Consider the following 21,924-nt stretch of genomic DNA (forward strand, 5'->3'; position numbering starts at 1 on the left):
GACGACATCGACGAGGAGCGGGTTCACTCTTTCGTCGGAAAAAAACAGTCCTGCCACCAGAAAGTCGACTGACTGCTCATGGGTCTCACCAGTAATACGGTTCTGGCGCTGGCCATCATCGCCGGTGTGCTGCTCTTCGCGGCCACGGTGTGGTTCTGGCCGAAGCTCTCGGGCCGCACCTGGCGCGCGTTCGCCGGCCGGATCGGGCTGCTGCTGGCGACCCAGCTGGCGCTGTTCTCGGCTGTGGGGCTGGCGGCTAACAAGTCGTTCCTCTTCTACGGTTCCTGGGCCGACCTGCTCGGTCAGGAGACGTCCATGGGCAAGGTCGTCGACCACTCGATGAGCAGCAAGGACATCAAGGTCGTCGACAAGCAGAAGCTGGACGTACCCGGTGGCGCCAAGCCCCAGGTCGGTGGTCAGATCCTGAAGGTTGCCATAACCGGGCAGAAGTCGAAGATAACGAGCCCCGGCTACGTCTGGCTCCCGCCGGAGTACTTCCAGCCCCAGCACAAGGACCAGAACTTCCCCGCGTCCATCGTCCTGACGGGCTACCCGGGCACCGCCGAGAACCTCATCAAAGGGCTCGACTACCCCATGAAGGCCTTCAGCCTGTCCAAGTCGGGCAAGATGAAGCCGATGATCCTGGTCATGCTGCGCCCGACCGTGGCGCCGCCGCGTGACACCGAGTGCGTCGACATACCCGGTGGCCCGCAGACCGAGACCTTCTTCGGCGAGGACCTTCCGCAGGCCATCACGGACACCTTCCGGGTCGGCAAGAAGCCCCAGAACATGGGCTTCATCGGCAACTCCACGGGCGGCTACTGCGCCCTGAAGATCGCCGCGCACTACCCGCAGACCTTCGGCGCCGCCGCGGGTCTGTCCGCGTACTACGAGGCCCCGGACGACCCGACGACCGGTGACCTGTTCCACGGGGACGAGAAGCTGAAGAAGCGTGCGGACGTGCTGCACAGCGTCGAGCACAAGAAGCCGACCGGTACGTCCTTCCTCGTGACCAGCAGCGAGAAGGGCGAGCCGAACCTCGCCGACACCAAGAAGTTCATCAAGAAGGTGCAGGGCCCGGACCGGGTCTCCTCCATCATCCTCGACAGCGGTGGCCACAACTTCAACACGTGGCGACGTGAGATCCCGCCGATGCTGATGTGGATGAGCGGCCGCATCCAGGCCTGACCGGCCTCGCGCCGACCTTTCGGCGCCCCGACCGCCCGACGCACCCGTGACCGGCCTCCTGAGGCCGGTCACAACTGTTTCCGGGGCGGCCTACGCCTCCTGCAGCCGGGCCCGGCGCAGCGCCCGGTGGACGCCCTCCGGCGTCAGTACGCCGACCAGCGCGCCGGATTCGGGGTCCCTGACCCCGATCCGCCCCGAGTCCTCCTGCAGCAGGGCGGCGAGCGCCTCGCGCAGCGTCGACCCCAACTCCACCGAGGCCGCCGGGTCCGTCCCCTGGGACGCGGCCAGGTCGGCCGCCCCGACCGCGGTGACCGCGAGCCGCTTGAGCCCCCGGTCGGCGCCGACGAAGGAGGCCACGTAGTCGGTGGCGGGCGCCGCGAGCACCGCCGCCGGGCGGGCGAACTGCTCGATGGTGCCGGTGCCGTAGACCGCGATGCGGTCGCCGAGCCGGATCGCCTCCTCCAGGTCGTGGGTGACCAGCAGGATCGTCTTGCGGACCGTCTTCTGCAGGGTCAGGAACTCGTTCTGCAGCCGCTCGCGCACCACCGGGTCCACCGCGCCGAACGGCTCGTCCATCAGCAGCACCGGCGGGTCGGCGGCGAGCGCGCGGGCCACGCCGACGCGCTGGCGCTGCCCGCCGGACAGCTGCTCGGGGTACCGGCCCCCGTACACGGCCGGGTCAAGGCCCACCAGTTCCAGCAGTTCGGCCGCCCGGGCGCGGGCGCGCGCTTTGGGGGTGCCGATCAGCTGCGGCACGGTCGCCGTGTTCTCCAGCACGGTCTTGTGCGGGAAGAGCCCGACCTGCTGGATGACGTACCCGATCCGGCGGCGCAGCTCGACCGGATCGGCGGCCGCGATGTCCTCGCCGTTCAGCAGGATCCGGCCGGAGGTCGGGTCGATCAGCCGGTTGACCATCTTCATCGTGGTCGTCTTGCCGCAGCCGGACGGTCCCACGAGCGTGACCAGCTCACCCTCCGCCACCTCGAAGGACAGGTCCTCGACGGCTGTCGTCCCGTCGGGGTAGCGCTTGGTCACATGCTCGAATCGGATCACCGTCCCATCCTTCCGCACGTCGGCCGCTGATTTGTGAAGGGCGTGTTGCCCCCCTGCGAAGGATTCCGGCCATCGGGGGTGTTGGGGGTTAGGGTCACTGTGACGGGTGGCCGTGAATACGTACGTTCGAATGACGGGGTGGGGGTGAGGGGCGTGGCGGCGCAGAACTGCCTGGTGGCGAACGACTGGATCTGCTGGGACTACGTCACCTCCCGCTCCCGGGAACTCACCGACGCCACCCTCGAACACATCTGGATCACGGGCGTGTCGGTCCTGATCGGCATCGCCGTGTCCGTGCCGCTCGCCCTGCTGGCGCGCCGCGGCCGCCACTGGGCGGCGCCGGTCCTGGGCCTGACCACCCTGCTCTACACGATCCCCTCGCTGGCCATGTTCTCCCTGCTGCTGCCGTTCTTCGGGCTCTCGGCGGCGCTGGTGGTGACCGGGCTGGTGCTGTATTCGCTGACGATCCTGGTCCGCAACGTCCTGGCCGGCCTGGAGGCCGTCCCCGAGGACGTACGGGAGGCCGCGCGCGGCATGGGGTACGGCCCGGGGCGCCTGCTGTGGCAGGTCGAACTGCCGCTCGCGCTGCCCGCCCTGCTCGCCGGCGTCCGGATCGCCACCGTCTCGACGGTCGCGCTGACCACGGTGGGCTCCATCGTCGGCAAGGGCGGCCTCGGCAATCTCATCGCCCCGGCCGTGAACAGCTCCTTCAAGGCCCAGGTGCTCACCGCCTCGGTGCTGTGCGTGCTGCTCGCGCTCGTGGTCGACCTGCTGCTGCTCGGCGTACAGCGGCTGCTCACCCCGTGGACCCGGGCCGGCGCCCGGCCCGCGGCTCCGGCTCCCGCTCCGGCTCCGGCGAAGGGGGCCTGAAGCCGTGGGCGCGATCACAGGGGCCTGGGACTGGCTGGCGAACGGCGCCAACTGGTCCGGGGAGAGCGGTGTCTGGCACCGGCTCGGCGAGCACGTCTACGTCAGCGCGGTCGCGCTCGCGATCGCCTGCGCGGTGGCCCTGCCGATCGGCCTGTTCCTCGGCCACCTCGGCAGGGGCGGCACCCTCGCGATCAACATCTCCAACATCGGCCGGGCCGTCCCCGTCTTCGCGGTGCTGGCGCTGTTCATGGTCTCCCCGCTGCGCAACGCCGGCTATCTGCCGACCATCGCCGCGCTCGTGCTGTTCGCCGTTCCGCCGCTGCTGACCAACGCGTACGTCGGCATGCGCGAGGTGGACCGCTCGGTCGTGGAGGCCGCCCGCGGCATGGGCATGTCCGGGACCCAGCTCTTCCTGCGCGTCGAACTGCCGCTCGCCCGCGCCATGGTGATGACCGGGCTGCGCTCGGGCGCCGTACAGGTCGTCGCCACGGCCACGATCGCCGCCATGGTCGGCCAGGGCGGCCTCGGCCGGATCATCACCGCCGGCTTCAACACGTACAACACCCCGCAGGTCGTCGCGGGCGCCCTGCTGGTGGCCGCGCTCGCCCTGCTGGTCGAGGGCGCGCTGGTGGCGGCGGACCGGCTGCTGCTGCCGCGGGCCGCGGCGTCCCGCTGATTCCTGTCCATCGCCTCGAACGGAGTACCTCCATGACCAAGACCACGCGCGTCCTCGGCGCGTCCCTGGGCGCCCTGGCCCTGACGGTGTCGCTGGCCGCGTGCGGCGGCGACAGCCTGGAGAAGAGCAAGGACGGCGGCTCGGCCTCCGCCGGCTCCTCCTCGGCCGGGGGCGGCGGCAAGGGTGCCCTGGTGATCGGCGCGGCCGGGTTCACCGAGTCGAACGTGCTGGCCGAGCTGTACGCGCAGGTCCTGAAGGACGCGGGCTACAGCACGTCGATCAAGACGGTCAACAACCGTGAGCTGTACGAGCCCTCGCTGGAGAAGGGTGAGATCGACGTCGTCCCGGAGTACGCGGCCACGCTCGCCGAGTTCCTCAACGCCAAGGTCAACGGCCCGAAGGCGCCCGAGGAGAAGCCGATCGCCTCCAGCGACGTCGCGGCGACGGTGGCGGGCCTGGAGAAGCTCGCGGCCCCGCTCGGTCTGAAGGCGCTGGCCGCCGGTGCGGCGGTCGACCAGAACGCATTCGCCGTGACCAAGGAATTCGCCGAGAAGAACAACCTGAAGACGCTTTCCGATCTCGGCAAGTCCGGACTCAAGGTCAAGATCGCGGCGGGCGACGAATGCAGCGTCCGGCCCTTCTGCGCACCGGGGTTGACCAAGACGTACGGAATTCAAGTTTCCGGTATCGACCCGAAGGGCGTCGGCACCCCGCAGGCCAAGCAGGCGGTCAAGGACGGCGCCGACCAGCTCGTGCTCACCACGACCACCGACGCCACCCTCGACAGCTTCGGCTTGGTCCTGCTGGACGACGACAAGAAGCTCCAGAACGCCGACAACGTGCTGCCGGTGGTCAACGCCAAGGACGCCGGAACCCCGGAGGTCGCCGCCGCGCTCGACAAGCTGACCAAGGCGCTCACGACGGCCGATCTGGTCGACCTGAACCGCAAGGTGGACGCCGAGCGCGCCAAGCCGGCCGACGTCGCGAAGGCCTACCTGGAGTCCAAGGGCCTGCTGAAGAAGTAGCGCGGGCGGGGTTCATGGAGAAAAGTGGCTTAACTGCCCGGGAAGAGTTTGCCGGGCGGGTATCCCACTCGACCCCCATGCCCTGTAAATTTCGGGCCATGCCCCGTGGACGCCACCGCAATCCCGAACCCCTGCACCGGCTGCTCACGCCGACGACCGTGGCCGGTGTATCCGTCGTCGGAGCCGGCGCGGCCTGGCTGCTGGCGGAACCGATGGCGCTCCGGCTCCTCGTGGCCGTCACGGCGGCCGCCGGGGTCGCCGGCGCCGTCGTCATGCGCGCCTGGGACCGCTCGGCCGGCCGCCGCGTCGCCGAGCTCGCGCGCGAGCGGGTCAAGGACGAGTGGCGGACGGACGAGCGGATAGCCGAACTCGAATCCGACCTCGAAGAGGCCCGGATGCTGCGGGCCAGGCTCGACGCCAAGCTGCGCGCCAAGCGCGTCGAACTGGCGGGCCTGCGCGGCGAGCACGCGGCGCTGCTGCGGCGGTACGCGACCGCCGAGACCGAGCGCGCCAGTGCCCTGGAGGGCCGCCGGCTGCTGGCCATCGAGGCCTCCGCGGCGCCGGCCGCGCCGAAGGAACTTCCGGCCGTCACCGAGGAGCGCACCTCGGCGGGCGCGCCCACCGCGGTCGGCTACGCCCGGGCCCACTCGGCCCTGGACGCGCTGGCCCGCAGCCGGCGCGAGGCGCGGGCGCTGCCCGCGGGGCCGTCGGCCCCGGAGCCCGATTCCGGTCCCGGCCACGCTCCGGCCCACGCCGCCGCGTCTTCGGTCCCCGCGCGCCGTCCGGCGGCCGCGGTGGCCCCGTACGCGGCCCAGCGGCGCACGACCTCGCGCGTCGAGGGCGGCTTCGACTTCTTCGGGACCAAGAACGCGGCGCAGGCCCGTGCGGTGATCGAGGCGGTCCAGAACGAGGACCTGGCCGACGTGGTCGGCGCGGAGGCCCTCGCGGTGCACAAGGCCGAGTCGGACCGGGCCGTGTCGGGACCGGAGTTCAAGCCGGCCACCGACGAGACCCGCGCGGTGGGCCAGGTCATCGATCTGACGGCCCACGACGAGACCGAGCCGATCGACGTGGTCCGGCTCCGGACCGCCATCTCGTAGCAGCGGCCCGGGGTCAGTCCCGGTACGAGGCCACCAGCCGGGCCAGGTGCCGGCCCGCCACCAGGAGCGGGGTGCGGCTCATGGTGACCTGTGAGGTCGTCTCGGCGCCCTCCAGGGTGTTGATCACGGTGATCGCCAGATCGCGGGCGTCCGGCTCCGGATAGCCCGACGCCAGGAGCTTCGCGGCCACCAGGTGCTGCCAGTTGGCGAAGGCCTGGGCGCAGGCCGCCTGGAGTTCCGGCAGGCGGCCGACCGTCTCCAGGGCCGTGGCCGTCACCGGGCAGCCGTCCCGCCAGTCGGAGGCCTCCAGCGCCTGCGCGAGCGCGGCGGCCACGCCCTCGACGGCCTCGGCGGGGTCGGCGTGGGCGGCGAGTCCGGCGCGGAGCAGCTCCGCGAACTCCTCGTCGCCGAAGTGGATCGCGGCCACCGCGAGTTCCTGCTTGCCGCCCGGGAAGAAGTGGTACAGCGAGCCGAGGGTGGCCTCGGCCTCGCGGACGAGCTGCTTGACCGGGGTGTTCTCGTATCCGCCGCGCTGCATGAGGCGGGATGCGGTGCGCACCAGCCGGTCGCGCGTCCCGGGTGCCGTGGTCGTCGCTGCAGTTGCCATGGGCGTGATGTTACCGCCGAATCTAGATAGAGCGTTCGTTCTAGCCTCGTGTTACGGTCGTCCCGAGCGCTGGATAGAGCGTTCGTTCTAGACGATGCGTTGGGGGAGAACTCCGTCATGAACCAGATCCGTACCACCCGGGCCCAGGGCGCCGAGGTCACCGTCGTGGGGCTCGGCCCGATGGGCCGCGCCATGGCCGCCGCCTATCTCGACGCCGGCTACGAGGTCACCGTGTGGAACCGCAGCGCGGGCAAGGACGACGAGCTCGTCGCCCGCGGGGCCCGCCGCGCCGCCGGCATCGCCGAGGCCGTCGCCGCGAGCCCGCTGACCGTGCTCAGCCTCATCGACGTCGAGGCCATGTACGGCACGCTCGGCGACACCGATCTCCGCGGCCGCGTGCTGGTCAACCTGTCCTCGGACGTCCCGGACAAGGCCCGGGCCGCCGCCCGTTGGGCGGAGGAGCGCGGGGCCGCGTACCTCACCGGCGGGGTCAACGTACCGCCGACCGGCATCGGGCAGGAGGGGTCCTCGGTCTTCATCAGCGGCCCGCAGGAGGTCTACGAGCAGCACCGCGCCGCGCTCGACCTGCTCGCCGCCACCGACTACCGCGGCGCCGACCCCGGCCACGCGCAGCTCTACTACCAGCTCAACATGATCCTCTTCTGGACCGCCTACACCGGCTGGTACCAGGCCGTCGCCGTAGCCCGCGCCAACGGGCTGACGGCGGCCGACATCCTTCCGTACGCCGGCTACACGGCCGACACCATGCGCGGCTTCTACACCGCGGGCTCCCCGCTCATCGACGCCGAGGAGCACGGCGGCGAGCACCAGCGCCTCGCGATGTGCGCCGCGAGCGTCGGGCACATCCTGCACACGGCCGCGGACTCCGGTGTGGACACCGCGATCCTGGCCGCGCACGCCGAGCTCTACCGGCGCGGTGTCGAGGCGGGCTTCGGCGCCGACAGCAGCTCCCGCCTGATCGGCCTGCTGGGCGGCAAGGCCTAGGCGGTCTCTTCCGGATCTTGCCGGGCCCGCGACGCCCGGCACCGCACCTGGCCGCGTTGTCGGGGCACCCGAGTACGTCCAGTACACGGGCGCCCCTCCGCCTTGCCATGTACGGCACCGGACGCCGCGGGCTCGGCCGACAAGATCCGAAAGAGACGGCCTTGGCCGAAAGGCGGCCTAGCCGGTCCGGGTCTGGCGGATCGAGTCGAACCAGCGGACCACCTGGGGCGCCGAGCGGACCGCGGTGGCCGTGTGGTCGGCGTCCGGGCCCTGGTCCACGACCTTCGCCCGGACCCCGTGAGCGGCCAGATCTGCGGCGCAGGCGCGGGAGTTGGCGGCCGGGACGTCCGTGTCGGCCCCGCCCGCGTAGAGGCGTACGGGCGCGGCGGGCTTCCAGTCGCAGACGCCGTCGTTGGCCCGTATGGCCTCCAGCAGGGCCCCGCGCGGGCTGCGGATGTTCTCGGCCCACTGCGGGGTCAGCAGTTCCTGCGGCGTCGCCGGGAGCGCGGCCACGATGTCCTGCGGCTGGTGGCTCCCGTCGAACAGGCCTTCCACAGCCTGTGCATAGGGCGTGCGGAACACCTCCGCCGGGTCCTCGTAGAGCGGGTGGAGCCGGTTCTGGGCCGTGAGGAAGTAGGAGAGGTAGAAGACGCCGACGCGCGGATCGACCCGGCCGTCGGTGAGCCCGGGGAACTCGGTGCCGAGCAGGTCGTGCGGCCCGGCCATCGGGGCCAGCGCCCGCAGCCGCAGCCCGTCGCGCCCGCGGGAGAGCTCGCGGCCCAGGGCCATCGCCACCTGGCCGCCCTGGGAGAAGCCGGTGGCGTACACGTCCCGGCTGACCGGGCGTCCCAGCCGGTCGGCGGCGGTGCGGGCGGCCTTCAGCATGTCGACGGAGGCCGTGACCGAGGACCGGGTGTCCATGTACGGGTGGCTGCCCGGGCCGCCGCCCAGGCCCAGGTAGTCCGGTGCCGCGACGGCCCGGCCGGCGGAGGCGTGCAGGTAGGGGGTGAGCCGGTTGGAGCCGGCGCCCCCGGACGGGGCGTCGTCGCGGGTGGCGACCGTACCGTGGGTGTCGGAGACCAGGTCGAGGCGGTGCGGGCCGCCGCGCGGCAGGACGAGCAGCCCGGTCGCGGTGGTGGGCCGGCCCTGCGGGTCCACGGTGGCGTAGGTCAGGCGGTAGGCGCGCACGCCGTACCGGACGGTCGCCGGATCGATGCCCAGCGTGCCGAGTTCGGCGACGACCTGGTCGCGGTCGAGGGTGTCCAGCGGGACGACGGAGACCAGCGCGCCCCGGGCGGCGGACGCATCGGACGCGGCGGCCCGTGCGGCGGGCGCGGCCAGCGCCGCCGGGGCGGCGATCCCGCCGAGGACGGCGGCCAGGGCCACCGCTGCGGCGCCGCGCCGCAGCCACTGCCGGCGCTGCTGCTTGCTGTGCTGCGTGATCGTCATGCCGGGAACGCTACGGACGCCCGCCGCGCCCCGACATCCTGGCGGCACCCGTCCGTCGCGGGGGTTGTCCCCAGGCCCGCCGGGGGAGTGCGCCGGGGGTCAGGGGAAGGCCAGGACGAGCAGCACGGCCACCGCCTCCAGCGCCACCTGCGCGGCGAGCGCGATCCGTCCCGCCCGCCCGGGCGCGGCCGTCGCGACGACGAAGGACACCACCAGGGCGGCGAGCAGCGCCCCGAAGGCGCCGACCGGGAAGGGCGCGCACTCGATGTCGTCCACGAAGCACCGGCCGCCCGTGTCGGTGGCCAGCACCAGGATCTTCACGACGAACAGGGCGGGCAGGAACAGCAGGGCGGCGAGCAGCGAGCGCGACCGGATCCGGGACGCGGGGACGGTGGCGGGCTGGGGCGTACGGGTCATGCCACCACCGTGCCGCGCGGCCGCCGTACGCGGATCCGCGCGGGTACTCGGCCCGCGCGGTCCCCGTACTCAGATCCTCAGAACAGCGGGAGCTGCCCCGGGTGTTCGGACAGCACGAAGCCGTCCAGGGTCGGCGCGGACGCGCCGAGCACCACCCGGGCCCGGGACCCGGGGCAGGACACCAGGTCGCCGTGCCCCCGCCCGGAGGGCGGATCGTGGCGGGCGATCCGTCCGGCGGTGACGGCGCAGTCGCGGCCGCAGGAGGGGCAGGCCCGGCGGGGAGAGTGGGACATGCCGCCCAGTCTGCCCTGCCGCACCGACATCAGTCCTGCTGGGAGGCGAGCCACGCCTCGTGCGCCCGCTCGACCCGGGCCCACAGCGCAGCCCGGTCCGCCGCCGTCAGGTCGTCGAGCTCCCGCCCGAAGACCGTGGCCATGGCCTCGAAGAGCTCCTCCGGACCGGCCAGTTCGCGCTTGTCGCGGCCGCCCTGCGGGTCGAGGGTCAGCAGGATCTTGCCGTGCAGCCGGTTCATGACCCCGGCGTTGCGCCGCAGCATGAAGAAGGACTGCAGGAAGGGGGAGTCCTCGGCGGTGGACAGGCGCAGGTGCTCGTCCGCGAAATCGGCCATGGTCGCGGGGGCCGAGCGGAAGTTCATCGCGGGGAAGGGCGAGCTCTCGTTGAGGAAGGTCCAGCCCGCGTCGGGCCCGTCCGCGCTCCCGAGCGGCCGCAGTCCGTACCGGAAGCCACGCTCGTACGAGCCCTCGCGCAGCGGCAGCGGCTCGGGCGGGCCGTCGCCCAGGCCGACGTCCACGAAGTAGGCCTCCCCGTCGATCCGTACGGTCAGGGTGAGGTGGTCCCCGCTGACCTCCGTGGACTCGCGATCCGCGGACATGCCCCCGAGGTGGCGGGTCACGTCGTAGCCGAGGTGCTCCAGCAGCGCAGCGAAGGCGCCGTTGAGGTGGAAGCAGTAACCGCCGCGTCCGGCGGCGATGCGGCGCACGGACAGCTCGGGGTCGATGCCCGGCGGCCGGCCCAGCTGGATCTCGGTGTTCTCGAAGGGGACCCGCTCCAGATGGGCCCGCGTGAGCGCGAACAGCCCTTCGACGGAGGGGGATCCGGGTTCGGTGATGCCGATCCGCCCCAGGTACGCGGCGTATATGCCAGAGATGATCATGGGATCACCCTAGATCCGCCGTCTCCTCCCGAGCAGGCTATTTGTCGATGTCGCCGACGACGAAGAAGAGCGAGCCCAGGATCGCCACCATGTCGGCGACCAGCTGCCCCGGCAGCAGCACGGCCAGCGCCTGGATGTTGTTGTACGAGGCGCTGCGCAGCTTCAGCCGGTACGGGGTCTTCTCCCCCTTGGAGACGAGGTAGTAGCCGTTGATGCCGAGCGGGTTCTCGGTCCAGGCGTACGTGTGCCCCTCGGGCGCCTTCAGGACCTTGGGCAGCCGCTGGTTGATCGGCCCCGGCGGGAGGTCGTCCATCCGGTCCAGGCAGGCCACGGCCAGGTCGAGCGCGTTGTGGGTCTGGTCCAGCAGGCACTCGAAGCGGGCCAGGCAGTCGCCCTCGGTGCGGGTGATCACCTTCAGGACGTCCTGGAGCTCGCCGTAGGCCAGGTACGGCTCGTCACGGCGCAGGTCGAAGTCGACGCCGGAGGCGCGGGCGATCGGGCCGGAGACCCCGTACGCGTGCACCGCCTCGGCGGACAGGACGCCGACCCCGCGCGTGCGGGCGCGGAAGATCTCGTTCCCGTGGACCAGCTTGTCGTAGACGTCCATCCGGGTCCGGACGTCGGCGATCGCGGCGCGGGCCCGGCCGAGCCAGCCGGCCGGGAGGTCCTCCTTGAGGCCTCCCACGCGGTTGAACATGTAGTGCATCCGCCCGCCGGAGATCTCCTCCATGACGGCCTGGAGCTCCTCGCGTTCCCGGAACGCGTGGAAGATCGGGGTGATACCACCCAGTTCGAGGGGGTACGAGCCGAGGAACATCAGGTGGTTCAGCACCCGGTTCAGCTCGGCCAGCAGCGTCCGCATCCACACGGCCCGCTCGGGGACCTCCATGCCGAGCATCCGCTCGACGGCCATGACCACGCCCAGCTCGTTCGAGAACGCGGACAGCCAGTCGTGGCGGTTCGCGAGCATCACGATCTGCCGGTAGTCGCGGGCCTCGAAGAGTTTCTCCGCACCGCGGTGCATGTAGCCGACCACCGGTTCGGCACTGACGATCCGCTCGCCGTCCAGGACGAGGCGCAGGCGCAGCACGCCGTGCGTGGAAGGGTGCTGGGGGCCGATGTTGAGCACCATGTCGGTGCTCTCCGCCGCTCCGCCGATGCCGACCGTGGTCTCCGTCATGCGGGCATTGTCTCAGCCCTAGGGTGGACGCATGGAAACGGGGACGATGGGTGAGACGGACGGACCCGCATGGGTCGGGCTGCCCGGCGGGCTGCTCACTCTGCGGCGGACGCTGCTGCTGATATGGACGGTGCTGCTCGCCGTCGTGACCGCCGTCGTGCCCGGGCTGACGCTCGGGCCGGCGTGGGCGGCCCTCGGAGCGTTCTGGCTCGCGGTCCTGGCCTGGGGCTGGGTGCTCCTGGGCCGGAACTGGCGGTCCTGGCGGTACGCCGAGCGCGCGGACGACCTGCTGATCAGCCGGGGCGTGCTGTGGCGGGAGGAGACCGTGGTGCCGTACGGGCGGATGCAGCTGGTCGAGGTCACCTCCGGCCCGCTGGAGCGCCGCTTCGGCCTGGCCTCCGTACAGCTGCACACGGCCGCGGCCGCCACCGACGCCAAGATCCCCGGGCTGGTGCCGGCCGAGGCGGAGCGGCTGCGCGACCGGCTCACCGCCCTCGGCGAGGCAAGGTCGGCGGGCCTGTGAGCCCCGCCCCGGCCGGCGGCGCCGGCGAACCCGCCACGGGCGATCCCACGGGCGATCCCACGGCCGATCCCACGGCCGGCCCCGCGAGCGCCCCCGCCGTGGAGCGCCGGCTGCACCCCTTCACCCCGCTGCGCCGCGCCTGGGTGCCGATCGCCGCGACCGTCGGCGTGATCGCCCAGCAGGGCGACCAGGCCGGGCGGTGGGTGGCCGACCTGTCCGCCCTCCTGCGGGTGGCGGCGGTGGCGGGCCTGATCATGGTCTTCGGCGCCTACGGATTCCTGAGCTGGTGGTTCACCCACTACGCCATCACCGACACCGAACTGCGCATCCGCAGCGGGCTCTTCTTCCGCCGCACCGCGCACATCCGCCTCGACCGGCTCCAGGCCGTGGACGTCACCCGCCCCCTCCTGGCCCGGCTGACCGGCGTCGCCAGCCTCCGGCTCGACGTCATCGGCACCGAGGAGAAGGACCAGCTGTCCTTCCTCGGCGAGAAGGAGGCCGTCGCCCTGCGCGCCGAGCTCCTCGCCCGCGCGGCCGGCTTCGCCCCCGAGGAGGCCGTGAGCCTGGGCGAGGCCCCCGAGCACGAACTGCTGCGCGTGACCCCGCGCGAGCTCGTCGTGTCGCTGCTGCTCAACCTGGGCGTCTGGGCCCTGCTGGTCCCCGGGCTGACCGTGCCGGTCGTCGTGTGGTGGCTCAGCTCCAGCCCGTGGGCGGCCCTCGTCGCCGTGCTCCCGATGCTCGGCGCTGTCTGGGCGGGCACCGCGGGCCGCTTCCTCACCGAGCACGACTGGCGGGTCGCCGAGTCCCCGGACGGGCTGCGCCTGGACCACGGGCTGCTGGACCGGGCCCACGAGACCGTGCCGCCGGGGCGCGTGCAGAACGTACGGATCGTGGAGCCGCTGCTGTGGCGGCGGCGCGGCCTGGTCCGGGTGGAACTGAAGGTCGCCGGCTCGAACAACACCGTCCTGGTCCCGGTGGCCACGCGGGCCGCCGCCACCGCCGTCATCGCCCGGGTGCTGCCCGGGGTGGACCTGGCCGCCCTGACCTTCTCCGGATCCCCCCGGACCGGGTCCCGCTGGGTGGTCCCGGTGTGGTGGAAGGGCTACGCGCTGGCGCTCTCCCCGGAGGTGTTCGCCGCCCGGCACGGCCGCCTGTGCCGGCGTACGGACATCGTCCCGCACGCCAAGGTGCAGAGCGTCCGCCTCACGCAGGGCCCGTGGGAACGCGCCCGCGGCGTCGCCGACGTCCACGTGGACACCGGGGCGAACTGCACGGTCACGGCCCGGCTCCGCCCGGAGCCGGAGGCCGCGGCCCTGCTGCACGCCCAGGCCGCCCGCTCCCGCACCTCCCGCGCCTCGGCCCGCCCGGACCGCTGGATGACGGCACGGCCACCGGCCCCGGAGGCGGGGGCGTAAGGGGGCTACCCGGCTCCGCCGCCGCCTGCGCGGACCAGGCCCGTCTCGTAGGCCAGGACCACCACCTGGACGCGGTCGCGCAGCCCCAGCTTGGTCAGGATCCGGCCCACGTGGGTCTTCACCGTCGCCTCCGACAGGACCAGCCGGGCCGCGATCTCGCCGTTGGACAGGCCCTGCGCCACCAGCAGCATGACCTCGCGCTCGCGCTCCGTCAGCCGCTCGATCTCCTTGTTCTGCGGCTCCTGGGTCGTCGTCGGCAGCATCGGCGCGAAGCGGTCCAGCAGGCGCCGCGTCGTGGAGGGGGCCACCACCGCGTCGCCGCTGTGCACGGAGCGGATGGCCGCGAGCAGCTCGCCCGGCGGGACGTCCTTCAGCATGAATCCGCTCGCGCCGGCCTTCAGGCCCGAGAAGGCGTACTCGTCCAGGTCGAAGGTGGTCAGGATGATCACCTTCGGGTGCTCCTCCGGCTCGCAGATCCGCCGTGTCGCCTCCACCCCGTCCAGCCGGGGCATGCGGACGTCCATCAGCACCACGTCCACTTTCGTGGCCCGCAGCACCTCCAGCGCCTCCAGGCCGTCGCCCGCCTCGGCGACCACCTCCATGTCCGGCTGGGCGGCGAGCACCATACGGAAACCGGTGCGCAGCAGCACCTGGTCGTCGACCAGCATCACGCGGATGGACATCAGTTACCTCGTCCTCGTCATCTCTTCTTCAGGGGCAGCAGAGCGCTGATCCGGAAGCCGCCACCGGGCCGCGGCCCCGCGTCCAGGGTTCCGCCGACCATACCGATCCGCTCGCGCATGCCGATCAGCCCGTGTCCGGCGCCGTCCGCGCCGCCGTCCTCGTACAACTCGTGGGCCGCGCCCCGGCCGTCGTCCTCGACCAGCAGGCCGAGCCCGTCGTCGAAGTAGACCAGCCGGACGCTGGCCTTCGCGTCGGGGCCGCCGTGCTTGCGGGTGTTGGTCAGCGCCTCCTGCACGATCCGGTACGCCGTCAGCTCGACCCCGCTGGGCAGCCGCCGGGGCGCGCCCTCGACCTCGAAGTCCACCGCGAGCCCGGCCGTCCGCACCTGCTCGACCAGGACCTCGATCTGCTCGACGTCCGGCTGGGGCACGTAGTCCTCGGACTCCTGCGGCTCGCCGGTGCGCAGCACGCCCAGCAGCCGCCGCATCTCGGCCAGGGCCTGGCGCCCGGTGCCGGAGATGGTCTGGAGGGCTTCCTTGGCCTGTTCGGGGGCCGCGTCCATGACGTACGCCGCCCCGTCCGCCTGGACCACCATCACCGAGACGTTGTGCGCGACGACGTCGTGCAGCTCGCGGGCGATCCGGGCGCGCTCGGCGGCCACGGCCACCTTGGCCTGGGCCTCGCGCTGGTTCTCCAGGCGCTGGTTCCGCTCGACGAGCTGGGCGTAGTAGGCCCGGCGGGTGCGCAGCGAGTCGCCCAGCACCCAGGCGAGGGCGAAGGGGACCATGGCGAAGAGCGTGAACAGGACGTTGTCGCGGAAGCCGCCCTTGTCCACCTGGAAGCGCAGGGCGTACAGGGGGGAGGCGAGGAAGCCGATGGCGAGCGCGGTGCGGGACATCCGGCGCGAGACCTCGGCGGAGGCGGCGACCGTGTAGAGGATGATCAGCATCGCGAGGTCGGCGTTGTTCACCTCGGCGTGGATGATCAGCTTGTAGACGCCGGTGCCGACGGCCACCCAGAACATCGCCTGCGTCCACTTGCGGCGCAGGGCCACCACGAGGCTCATCGCGACCACCGCCGGGATGACGAGCAGCCGCGCGGTGGTGCTGCTGAAACTGTCGTCGGCGACCTGCAGCATCCCGATCCCGAAGAGGAAGACAGCCCAGAAGCTGTCGACGCCCGTCGGGTGTCTGCGGAGGAAGTCGTAGAGGCGCTGCACGTAACCCAGAGTAGGGAACGCAGATAGGTGCTGGAGTCAACCAGAGGTTCGAACCTGACACCGGGGGCGTACTCCCCAAGGTGGACGGAAGCTTAGCCTTTGTCCGGTGAGCTCTCAGGGTGAAGGTGTGACTCCGGTCCGGTGGCGCAGTGCGATGGAGGCCGCGCTGTACGGGCCCGACGGCTTCTACGTGCGGCCCGGCGGGCCGGGACCCGCCGGGCACTTCCGGACCTCCGTGCACGCCTCGCCGCTGTACGCCGCCGCCGTGGCCCGGCTGCTGCGGTGGGTGGACGCCGAGCTCGGGCACCCGGCGGAGCTGGACCTGGTCGACGTCGGGGCCGGGCGGGGCGAGCTGCTGGCCGGGGTGCTCGCCGCGCTGGAGCCGGAGACGGCCGCGCGGGTGCGCCCGTACGCCGTGGAACGCGCGGAGCGGCCCGCCGGGCTCGACCCGCGGATCCGCTGGGCCGCGGCACCGCCCGAAGGGACGACGGGGCTGCTCTTCGCCAACGAGTGGCTGGACAACGTGCCGCTGGAGGTCGCCGAGGACGGGCACTACGTGCTGGTCGCCCCGGACGGCACGGAGAGCGCGGGCGGCCCGCTGGACGCCGCGGACCGGGCCTGGCTGGAGCGGTGGTGGCCCGGCGGCGGCCGCGCCGAGATCGGCCGGGCCCGGGACGAGGCCTGGGCGGCCGCCGCCGCGACCCTGGAGCGGGGCCTGGCGGTGGCGGTGGACTACGCCCACACCCGGGGCGCACGGCCCCCGTACGGCACCCTGACGGGCTTTCGCGGCGGGCGGGAGGTCCCGCCGGTGCCGGACGGCTCCTGCGACGTCACCGCCCACGTGGCCCTGGACTCCTGCGCGGGCCCGGGGGCGGTCCTGCTGACCCAGCGCGAGGCCCTGGCCGCGCTCGGCGTCTCGGGCGCCCGGCCCCCGCTGGCCCTGGCCTCCGCGGACCCGGTGGCCTACGTACGGGCCCTGTCCTCGGCCGGCGAGGCGGCGGAGCTCACGGACCGCGCCGGGCTGGGCGCCTTCGGCTGGCTGGTCCAGCCGGCCGGCCTCGCGGCCCCGGCGTGGCCGGGAGCGCGGGCCGCGCACTGACCCGCCGAGAACGCGGAGGGCCGGGATCCGCTGCGGGATCCCGGCCCTCCTGTGCATCTGCGCGCGTGCCTACTGCGTCAGCTCGTCGTGGCCCTGGTGCAGGCCGCCGCCGCTGCCCGTGCCGCCCGTCGGCTGCGAGACGACCGGCTTCGACAGCGGGGCCAGGTCGAAGGCGTAGTGGCCGACCGCGTCCGCGATGACGTCGACGTTGACGTCGAGCGCCTTCTGGTCGATGTTGGTGATGTCGTCACCCTTGCCGTGGTAGTTCACGTCGTAGGCGACGCCCGCCTGGCCGCCGAACTTCGCGGCCTGCTCCGGGGTCTTGGTGCCCTCGGCGCCGGTGAAGGTACCGCCGGACGGGATGCCCACCTCGATGAAGGGGCCGTAGTCCGAGCGGCCCGAGAAGTCCGTGCCCTCGTGCGGGATCTTCTTCGAGTCGAGGAAGTCGTTGATCCCCTTCTCCAGCTGGGCGGAGCCCTCCGGGCCGGGGCCCGCGCCGGTCGCGTCCGAGTCGTCGCCGTCGTAGACGAAGTACGCGGCGTTCGGCGAGGCGATCATGTCGAAGTTCAGGTAGAGCTTGATCTGCTTCTTCTGCGCGTCCGACAGCCCGGCGACGTACGCCTCGGAGCCGAGCAGGCCGAACTCCTCCGCCGACCACCAGGCGAACCTGACCTTGTTCTTGATCTTCGTCTGGCTGCTCGCGAGGCGCTGTGCGACCTGCAGGATGCCGGCCGATCCGGAACCGTTGTCGTTGATTCCCGGGCCGGCCGCGACCGAGTCGAGGTGCGAGCCGAGGAAGACGGTGTTGTTCTCGTCGCCGCCCTTGGTCTCGGCGATGACGTTGTACGTCTTGCGGTTCTCGCGCAGCTGCCGGATGTCGAGGGTGACCTCGACCGGGCCGGCCGCGGCCTCGGCGGCGAGCTTCTCGCCGTCCTCCTGGGTGATGCCGCCCGTCGGGATCTTGCCGGCGTTCGGGTCGCCGAGGGTTCCGTTGAGGGCGCCCGCGGTGTTGTTGTAGACGATCGCGCCGACCGCGCCGGCCGCCGCCGCGTTGGCCTGCTTCGCCGCGAAGGTGCAGCCGCCGCGCTTGACCAGGGCGATCTTGCCGGTGAAGGTGCCGGAGGCGAAGTCGCCGGGCTCGCAGCCGTTCGTCCCGTCCGCGTCGACCGGGGCGACGGCGACGCCGGCGGTCACACCGCCCTCCGGGCTGTTCGCCGTGTACGACATCAGGTGGATCGGTACGTCGCGCTGGTTCGCGCCGCCCACCGTCAGCTTCTCCTCGATGGTCTCGACGTACACGAAGTCGAATTCATTCTTGGTGACCTGGTAACCGGCCGCCTTCATCACGGCCTCGATGTACTTGGCCGACTGCACGTGCCCCTTGGATCCGGCCGCGCGGTTGCCGTTGTTGTAGTCGGCGAGCGACTGCAGGACCTTGAGGTGGTTGTAGGCGCCCTTGCCGGTCGCTTCCTTGACCAGCTTCTTTGCGAGCGCGTCACCCCGGGCGGCGTCGCTCTGCGGGCTTGCGGTGGCTCCGGCCGGTCCGGCCAGCAGCAGCGGCGAGACGAGGGCTGCGGCTGCCAGGGCGGCGGTTGCTGCGGCTATACGGCGTGAGGGCATGAAGGTCCTTTCACGGCAAAGGCGAGCAGGGCAGGGCGGAGCAGGGCACAGCGAGGCACAGTGAGGCGGAGCGTGGTGGAGCGCGTGAGCAGAAGTGGTGCGCGTTACGTGGGGGATCGGTGGACGCACGTTAGACAGCAAGTGGCCACCATGGCCAGAGTTTTCGCCGATTCCGGTTTATGAATTCCGTATATCGGTGAGTCTGGGCCGCCCAAATCAAGCCAACCGCACGCTGGTTCGTCCCAGGGGGTGTCTAGCGCAGGATGCCCTCGATGAAGTCCGATCCGATGCGAGCGACCGCCGGCAGGTCCAACTGGTGTTGGGCGTACCGGCCCTGACGCCGCGTATGCATCAGACCGGCCTTCTTCAGGACGGCCAGGTGCCGCGACACCTCCGGCGCGGTGATCCCGTACACGGTCGCCAGCTCGCTCGTCGTGAACGGGGCCCGGGCCAGGCTCCGGCACAGCATCATCCGCATCGGATGCGCCAGCGCCTCCATCCGCCGCTGGAGCAGCTCCACCGAGCCGGGCTCGGAGGCCAGCTCGGGGGAGCCGAGCGGATAGTGCACCACCGGCCGCCAGCCCGGCGCGTGCAGCACCAGCAGATGCGGCCAGCCGAAGTTGGTCGGCACGAAGACCAGGCCGGCGCCTATTCGGGGATCGGTCGCGGTCGTCGACCCGTGGACCATCTTGTCGGCGGTGATGGTGGTGCCGGCCGCGTCCACGCTCAGCGCCGCCGAGACCTCCTTCAGCACGGTCGGCAGCCCCTTGCGGCGCAGCACCTCCGTCTTGTGCCGGGCGTCGGCGCTCTGCCCGGGCTCGACGCGCTTCCACGTCTCGGCGAAGAAGGCCTCGTCGCAGTCCTCCAGGAGGCGCCGCATCCACACCCGCACGGCGGCCGTGTCGTCGAGCAGCCGCATGGAGAAGTCCAGCTGGCGCGGGCCGCGGGCGGCGGCCGTCTCCAGCGCCTTGGCCCGCGCCGCCGGGTTCGCCAGCGGTGAGGAGGACGGGCCGCCCTCGTTGTAGAGCGCCAGCCAGCACTGCTCCAGGGCGGCCCGCACGAACCGCTCGTCGTCCAGCCGGTCGAGCACGTCCAGCGCCTCGGCCAGCGTCGCGGCCGGCTGCCCGGTTCCGCCGGGCAGCCCTGCGAACGGCATGAAGATGTCGGAGAACGAGCTCCGCCACATGAAGTCGGCCTCCAGCAGCCGGTCCGCGAGGCACGGATCGAGCGAGGCGGCGGTGGCGGTGGTCCAGGAGGTCAGCCCCGGGTGGTGCGCGGGCTGGGAGAGCGCGTGCAGGGCCATGCAGAGCTCGGCGAGCGGGGACGGCGCGAAAGTGATCCGCTCGGTGGGCAGGCCTGCGATGTCGATCGTGACGCTCATCAGGCCATTCTGTCGTTCCGCGCCCGCCGGGCACGCCGGGGCGGACCGGTCGGCCCCGCCGTACGGGTGGCCGCGGGCGGCCCGGCGCGGCGGCCGGACGAGTGATCGTTTCCGGCCGCGGGGGCGCTTTCTCGCCGTCGATTGACGGGGAACGTCAACTGTCGTGCGCGATGCCGCCGACGGGGTGAGGCTTGGGTCATGACCGCAATCGAGCAGTACATGATCGACACTTACCGGGCGTCCCAGCAGGGCGCCCCGATGCCCCCGCCGCCCGGGCGCGACGACGTCGCCGTCCTGCGCTCGCTCCGCTCGTACGAACAGGCCCGCGCCGTCATGGACGGCAGATCGGGCCGCCACCCCTGGCGCGCCGCCCTGCGCCGGATGTTCGTCCGCCCGCGGGCGTGCTGAACCGGCGAGGCCCCGAGCCCGGTCCGGCCCGGGACCCCTCCGCCCGCACTACTCGAAACTCGGCGCGTTGCGCTGGTACACCAGCCGCAGCCCGATCAGCGTCAGCCACGGCTCGTGGTCGTCGATCACCGAGGACTCGCCCAGCACCATCGGTGCCAGCCCGCCCGTGGCGATGACCCGCACGTCGTCCGGGTCGCCGTGCGGTCCGGCCAGCTCCTTCGCCATCCGGGTCACGACCCCGTCGACCTGCCCCGCGAAGCCGTAGACCACACCCGACTGCATCGCCTCGACCGTGGACTTCCCGATCACGTTGCGCGGCCGGGCCAGCTCGATCTTCCGCAGCTGGGCACCCCGTACGCCGAGCGCGTCCATCGAGATCTCGATGCCCGGGGAGATCACCCCGCCCACGTACTCGCCCCTCGCGGACACCGCGTCGAAGGTGGTCGCCGTACCGAGGTCGACCACGATCGCCGGGCCCCCGTAGAGCTCGACCACCGCGACCGCGTTCACGATGCGGTCGGCGCCGACCTCCTTCGGGTTGTCCATGAGGATCGGCACGCCCGTCTTGGTGCCCGGTTCCACGATCACCGCGGGCACGTCGCCGTAGTAGCGGCGGGTCACCTCCCGGAGCTCGTGCAGGACCGACGGCACCGCCGAGCAGATCGCGATGCCGTGGATCCCGTCGCCGAGCTCGCTGCCGAGCATCGGGTGCATGCCCATCAGCCCCTGCATGAGCACGGCCATCTCGTCGGCCGTGCGCTGCGGGTCGGTCGAGATGCGCCAGTGCTCGACGATCTCGTCACCGTCGAACAGGCCCAGGACCGTGTGGGTGTTGCCCACGTCGATGGTGAGGAGCACGGGTTACACCGCCTCGCGCAGATCGAGCCCGATGTCCAGGATCGGCGAGGAGTGGGTCAGCGCGCCGACCGCCAGGTAGTCCACGCCGGTCTCCGCGTACGCGCGGGCCGTGTCCAGGGTCAGGCGGCCGGAGGACTCCAGCACCGCGCGGCCGGCCACCAGGGCCACGGCCTGCGCGGTCTGCCCGACCGTGAAGTTGTCCAGCAGGATCAGGTCGGCGCCGGCCTCCAGGACCTCGCCGATCTGCTCCAGCGTGTCGACCTCGACCTCGATCGGGACCTCCGGGAAGGCCTCGCGCACGGCCTTGAAGGCCTGGGCGACACCGCCCGCCGCCACCACGTGGTTGTCCTTGACCAGCGCGGCGTCCGACAGCGACATCCGGTGGTTGACGCCACCGCCGCAGCGCACCGCGTACTTCTCCAGCGAGCGCAGGCCCGGCGTGGTCTTGCGGGTGTCGCGGACCTTCGCCGAGGTGCCCTCCAGCACGTCGGCCCAGCGGCGCGTGGCCGTCGCGATGCCCGACAGCCGGCACAGGATGTTCAGCGCGCTGCGCTCTGCCGTGAGCAGGTCGCGGGTGCGCGAGCGCACGGACAGCAGCAGCTGCCCGGCCGTGACGGCGTCGCCGTCCTCCGCGTGCCGCTCCACCTCGAAGGCCTCCGTGCAGACCACGGAGAACACGGCCTCGGCGATCCGCAGACCCGCCACGACGCCGTCCTCGCGCGCGACGAAGTCGGCCACGGCCTCGGCCTCCTCCGGCACGGTCGCGACGGTCGTCACGTCCACGCCGCCGTCCAGGTCCTCGGACAGCGCCATGTGCGCGATGTCCTCGACCTCGATCGGGTCCAGACCGGCGTCGGCGAGCAGCTGCGCCAGCGCCGGGTCCAGGCCGCTCTCCTCGCCGTCACCGCAGGCGCAGTCGTCGCCGCAGCCGCCGTCGTTCTGGTCGATCAGGGGAAGTTCGGGGGTGCTCACG

Annotated in this window: 23 protein-coding genes; 10 read left to right on the forward strand and 13 right to left on the reverse strand. The window is 72.3% G+C overall.

The features are described from left to right. Positions 1-78 precede the first annotated feature (78 nt). Complete coding sequence (locus JYK04_RS23980; RefSeq protein ID WP_189744026.1) at positions 79-1,188, forward strand: alpha/beta hydrolase; 1,110 nt, start codon at positions 79-81, stop codon at positions 1,186-1,188. Positions 1,189-1,278: 90 nt separating this feature from the next. On the opposite strand, the gene JYK04_RS23985 is transcribed toward JYK04_RS23980, so the two are convergent. Next, complete coding sequence (locus JYK04_RS23985) at positions 1,279-2,241, reverse strand: ABC transporter ATP-binding protein (RefSeq protein ID WP_189744028.1); 963 nt, start codon at positions 2,239-2,241, stop codon at positions 1,279-1,281. A 153-nt stretch (positions 2,242-2,394) separates the two neighbouring features. Here JYK04_RS23985 and JYK04_RS23990 point away from each other — a divergent pair, with 153 nt between their 5' ends. The 4 genes from JYK04_RS23990 (at position 2,395) to JYK04_RS24005 (ending at position 5,912) form a co-directional block, all read left to right on the forward strand. Further along, a complete protein-coding gene (locus JYK04_RS23990) occupies positions 2,395-3,111 on the forward strand; it encodes an ABC transporter permease (protein ID WP_189744030.1) in 717 nt (238 codons plus the stop codon). Between the two features lie 4 nt (positions 3,112-3,115). Further along, entirely contained in the window at positions 3,116-3,787 is a 672-nt protein-coding gene (locus tag JYK04_RS23995; RefSeq protein ID WP_189744032.1) for an ABC transporter permease, read from the forward strand. Between the two features lie 32 nt (positions 3,788-3,819). Next, complete coding sequence (locus JYK04_RS24000) at positions 3,820-4,812, forward strand: ABC transporter substrate-binding protein (protein ID WP_189744034.1); 993 nt, start codon at positions 3,820-3,822, stop codon at positions 4,810-4,812. A gap of 98 nt (positions 4,813-4,910) precedes the next feature. Next, complete coding sequence (locus tag JYK04_RS24005; RefSeq protein WP_189744036.1) at positions 4,911-5,912, forward strand: hypothetical protein; 1,002 nt, start codon at positions 4,911-4,913, stop codon at positions 5,910-5,912. Between the two features lie 13 nt (positions 5,913-5,925). On the opposite strand, the gene JYK04_RS24010 is transcribed toward JYK04_RS24005, so the two are convergent. After that, positions 5,926-6,519 carry a TetR/AcrR family transcriptional regulator gene (locus JYK04_RS24010; RefSeq protein ID WP_189744038.1) on the reverse strand — a complete coding sequence of 198 codons (594 nt, stop codon included), beginning with the start codon at positions 6,517-6,519 and terminating at the stop codon, positions 5,926-5,928. A 117-nt stretch (positions 6,520-6,636) separates the two neighbouring features. On the opposite strand from JYK04_RS24010, the gene JYK04_RS24015 reads away from it, so the two are divergent. Next, positions 6,637-7,524: an NAD(P)-dependent oxidoreductase gene (locus JYK04_RS24015; protein WP_189744040.1), complete on the forward strand. Its 888-nt coding sequence runs from the start codon at positions 6,637-6,639 to the stop codon at positions 7,522-7,524. A 177-nt stretch (positions 7,525-7,701) separates the two neighbouring features. On the opposite strand, the gene JYK04_RS24020 is transcribed toward JYK04_RS24015, so the two are convergent. The 5 genes from JYK04_RS24020 to JYK04_RS24040 form a co-directional block, all read right to left on the reverse strand. After that, entirely contained in the window at positions 7,702-8,973 is a 1,272-nt protein-coding gene (locus JYK04_RS24020; RefSeq protein WP_189744041.1) for an alpha/beta hydrolase family protein, read from the reverse strand. 99 nt (positions 8,974-9,072) lie between these two features. Then, positions 9,073-9,390 carry a hypothetical protein gene (locus JYK04_RS24025; RefSeq protein ID WP_189744043.1) on the reverse strand — a complete coding sequence of 106 codons (318 nt, stop codon included), beginning with the start codon at positions 9,388-9,390 and terminating at the stop codon, positions 9,073-9,075. 77 nt (positions 9,391-9,467) lie between these two features. Continuing rightward, positions 9,468-9,683, reverse strand: coding sequence for a hypothetical protein (locus tag JYK04_RS24030; protein ID WP_189744045.1), 216 nt, complete (start codon positions 9,681-9,683; stop codon positions 9,468-9,470). A 29-nt stretch (positions 9,684-9,712) separates the two neighbouring features. Further along, complete coding sequence (locus JYK04_RS24035) at positions 9,713-10,564, reverse strand: arylamine N-acetyltransferase family protein (RefSeq protein WP_189744046.1); 852 nt, start codon at positions 10,562-10,564, stop codon at positions 9,713-9,715. A gap of 37 nt (positions 10,565-10,601) precedes the next feature. Then, the gene (locus tag JYK04_RS24040; RefSeq protein WP_189744048.1) at positions 10,602-11,744 is read right to left on the reverse strand and encodes an NADH-quinone oxidoreductase subunit D; all 1,143 of its coding nucleotides are present in this window, start codon (positions 11,742-11,744) and stop codon (positions 10,602-10,604) included. A gap of 31 nt (positions 11,745-11,775) precedes the next feature. Here JYK04_RS24040 and JYK04_RS24045 point away from each other — a divergent pair, with 31 nt between their 5' ends. Then, positions 11,776-12,267, forward strand: a complete 492-nt coding sequence (locus JYK04_RS24045) for a PH domain-containing protein (RefSeq protein WP_189744050.1) — start codon at positions 11,776-11,778, stop codon at positions 12,265-12,267. Further along, positions 12,264-13,682: a PH domain-containing protein gene (locus JYK04_RS24050; RefSeq protein WP_189744052.1), complete on the forward strand. Its 1,419-nt coding sequence runs from the start codon at positions 12,264-12,266 to the stop codon at positions 13,680-13,682. The genes JYK04_RS24045 and JYK04_RS24050 overlap by 4 nt, the downstream gene beginning before the upstream one ends. Before the next feature lie 5 nt (positions 13,683-13,687). Here the strand turns inward: JYK04_RS24050 and JYK04_RS24055 are convergent, their stop codons facing one another. Beyond that, positions 13,688-14,365, reverse strand: coding sequence for a response regulator (locus JYK04_RS24055; protein WP_189744054.1), 678 nt, complete (start codon positions 14,363-14,365; stop codon positions 13,688-13,690). A 17-nt stretch (positions 14,366-14,382) separates the two neighbouring features. Further along, entirely contained in the window at positions 14,383-15,585 is a 1,203-nt protein-coding gene (locus JYK04_RS24060; protein WP_189744056.1) for a sensor histidine kinase, read from the reverse strand. A gap of 154 nt (positions 15,586-15,739) precedes the next feature. Between JYK04_RS24060 and JYK04_RS24065 the strand changes: the two genes are divergently transcribed. Further along, complete coding sequence (locus tag JYK04_RS24065) at positions 15,740-16,684, forward strand: SAM-dependent methyltransferase (RefSeq protein WP_189744158.1); 945 nt, start codon at positions 15,740-15,742, stop codon at positions 16,682-16,684. Between the two features lie 69 nt (positions 16,685-16,753). Here the strand turns inward: JYK04_RS24065 and JYK04_RS24070 are convergent, their stop codons facing one another. Together JYK04_RS24070 and JYK04_RS24075 are read right to left on the reverse strand one after the other, a co-directional pair. Then, the gene (locus tag JYK04_RS24070) at positions 16,754-18,304 is read right to left on the reverse strand and encodes a M28 family metallopeptidase (RefSeq protein WP_189744059.1); all 1,551 of its coding nucleotides are present in this window, start codon (positions 18,302-18,304) and stop codon (positions 16,754-16,756) included. A 253-nt stretch (positions 18,305-18,557) separates the two neighbouring features. Then, positions 18,558-19,685, reverse strand: a complete 1,128-nt coding sequence (locus JYK04_RS24075; RefSeq protein ID WP_189744061.1) for a DUF5937 family protein — start codon at positions 19,683-19,685, stop codon at positions 18,558-18,560. 198 nt (positions 19,686-19,883) lie between these two features. Here JYK04_RS24075 and JYK04_RS24080 point away from each other — a divergent pair, with 198 nt between their 5' ends. Beyond that, entirely contained in the window at positions 19,884-20,093 is a 210-nt protein-coding gene (locus JYK04_RS24080) for a hypothetical protein (RefSeq protein WP_189744063.1), read from the forward strand. A 48-nt stretch (positions 20,094-20,141) separates the two neighbouring features. Here the strand turns inward: JYK04_RS24080 and JYK04_RS24085 are convergent, their stop codons facing one another. Together JYK04_RS24085 and nadC are read right to left on the reverse strand one after the other, a co-directional pair. Further along, entirely contained in the window at positions 20,142-20,951 is an 810-nt protein-coding gene (locus tag JYK04_RS24085) for a type III pantothenate kinase (RefSeq protein WP_189744065.1), read from the reverse strand. 3 nt (positions 20,952-20,954) lie between these two features. Continuing rightward, positions 20,955-21,923 (reverse strand): carboxylating nicotinate-nucleotide diphosphorylase, encoded by a 969-nt coding sequence (nadC, locus tag JYK04_RS24090; RefSeq protein WP_189744067.1) that lies wholly within the window; start codon positions 21,921-21,923, stop codon positions 20,955-20,957. Position 21,924: the final 1 nt, after the last annotated feature.

Source organism: Streptomyces nojiriensis, assembly GCF_017639205.1.
Taxonomy (GTDB): Bacteria; Actinomycetota; Actinomycetes; order Streptomycetales; family Streptomycetaceae; genus Streptomyces; species Streptomyces nojiriensis.

What these genes read in the sequence shown, in the direction of transcription:
- JYK04_RS23980 (WP_189744026.1), top strand. Translation starts at nt 79, where the DNA reads ATGGGTCTCACCAGTAATACGGTTCTGGCGCTGGCCATCATCGCCGGT.
- JYK04_RS24000 (WP_189744034.1), top strand. Translation starts at nt 3,820, where the DNA reads ATGACCAAGACCACGCGCGTCCTCGGCGCGTCCCTGGGCGCCCTGGCC.
- JYK04_RS24005 (WP_189744036.1), top strand. Translation starts at nt 4,911, where the DNA reads ATGCCCCGTGGACGCCACCGCAATCCCGAACCCCTGCACCGGCTGCTC.
- JYK04_RS24010 (WP_189744038.1), bottom strand. Translation starts at nt 6,519, where the DNA reads ATGGCAACTGCAGCGACGACCACGGCACCCGGGACGCGCGACCGGCTG.
- JYK04_RS24015 (WP_189744040.1), top strand. Translation starts at nt 6,637, where the DNA reads ATGAACCAGATCCGTACCACCCGGGCCCAGGGCGCCGAGGTCACCGTC.
- JYK04_RS24020 (WP_189744041.1), bottom strand. Translation starts at nt 8,973, where the DNA reads ATGACGATCACGCAGCACAGCAAGCAGCAGCGCCGGCAGTGGCTGCGG.
- JYK04_RS24025 (WP_189744043.1), bottom strand. Translation starts at nt 9,390, where the DNA reads ATGACCCGTACGCCCCAGCCCGCCACCGTCCCCGCGTCCCGGATCCGG.
- JYK04_RS24030 (WP_189744045.1), bottom strand. Translation starts at nt 9,683, where the DNA reads ATGTCCCACTCTCCCCGCCGGGCCTGCCCCTCCTGCGGCCGCGACTGC.
- JYK04_RS24035 (WP_189744046.1), bottom strand. Translation starts at nt 10,564, where the DNA reads ATGATCATCTCTGGCATATACGCCGCGTACCTGGGGCGGATCGGCATC.
- JYK04_RS24040 (WP_189744048.1), bottom strand. Translation starts at nt 11,744, where the DNA reads ATGACGGAGACCACGGTCGGCATCGGCGGAGCGGCGGAGAGCACCGAC.
- JYK04_RS24045 (WP_189744050.1), top strand. Translation starts at nt 11,776, where the DNA reads ATGGAAACGGGGACGATGGGTGAGACGGACGGACCCGCATGGGTCGGG.
- JYK04_RS24055 (WP_189744054.1), bottom strand. Translation starts at nt 14,365, where the DNA reads ATGTCCATCCGCGTGATGCTGGTCGACGACCAGGTGCTGCTGCGCACC.
- JYK04_RS24065 (WP_189744158.1), top strand. Translation starts at nt 15,740, where the DNA reads ATGGAGGCCGCGCTGTACGGGCCCGACGGCTTCTACGTGCGGCCCGGC.
- JYK04_RS24070 (WP_189744059.1), bottom strand. Translation starts at nt 18,304, where the DNA reads ATGCCCTCACGCCGTATAGCCGCAGCAACCGCCGCCCTGGCAGCCGCA.
- JYK04_RS24075 (WP_189744061.1), bottom strand. Translation starts at nt 19,685, where the DNA reads ATGAGCGTCACGATCGACATCGCAGGCCTGCCCACCGAGCGGATCACT.
- JYK04_RS24080 (WP_189744063.1), top strand. Translation starts at nt 19,884, where the DNA reads ATGACCGCAATCGAGCAGTACATGATCGACACTTACCGGGCGTCCCAG.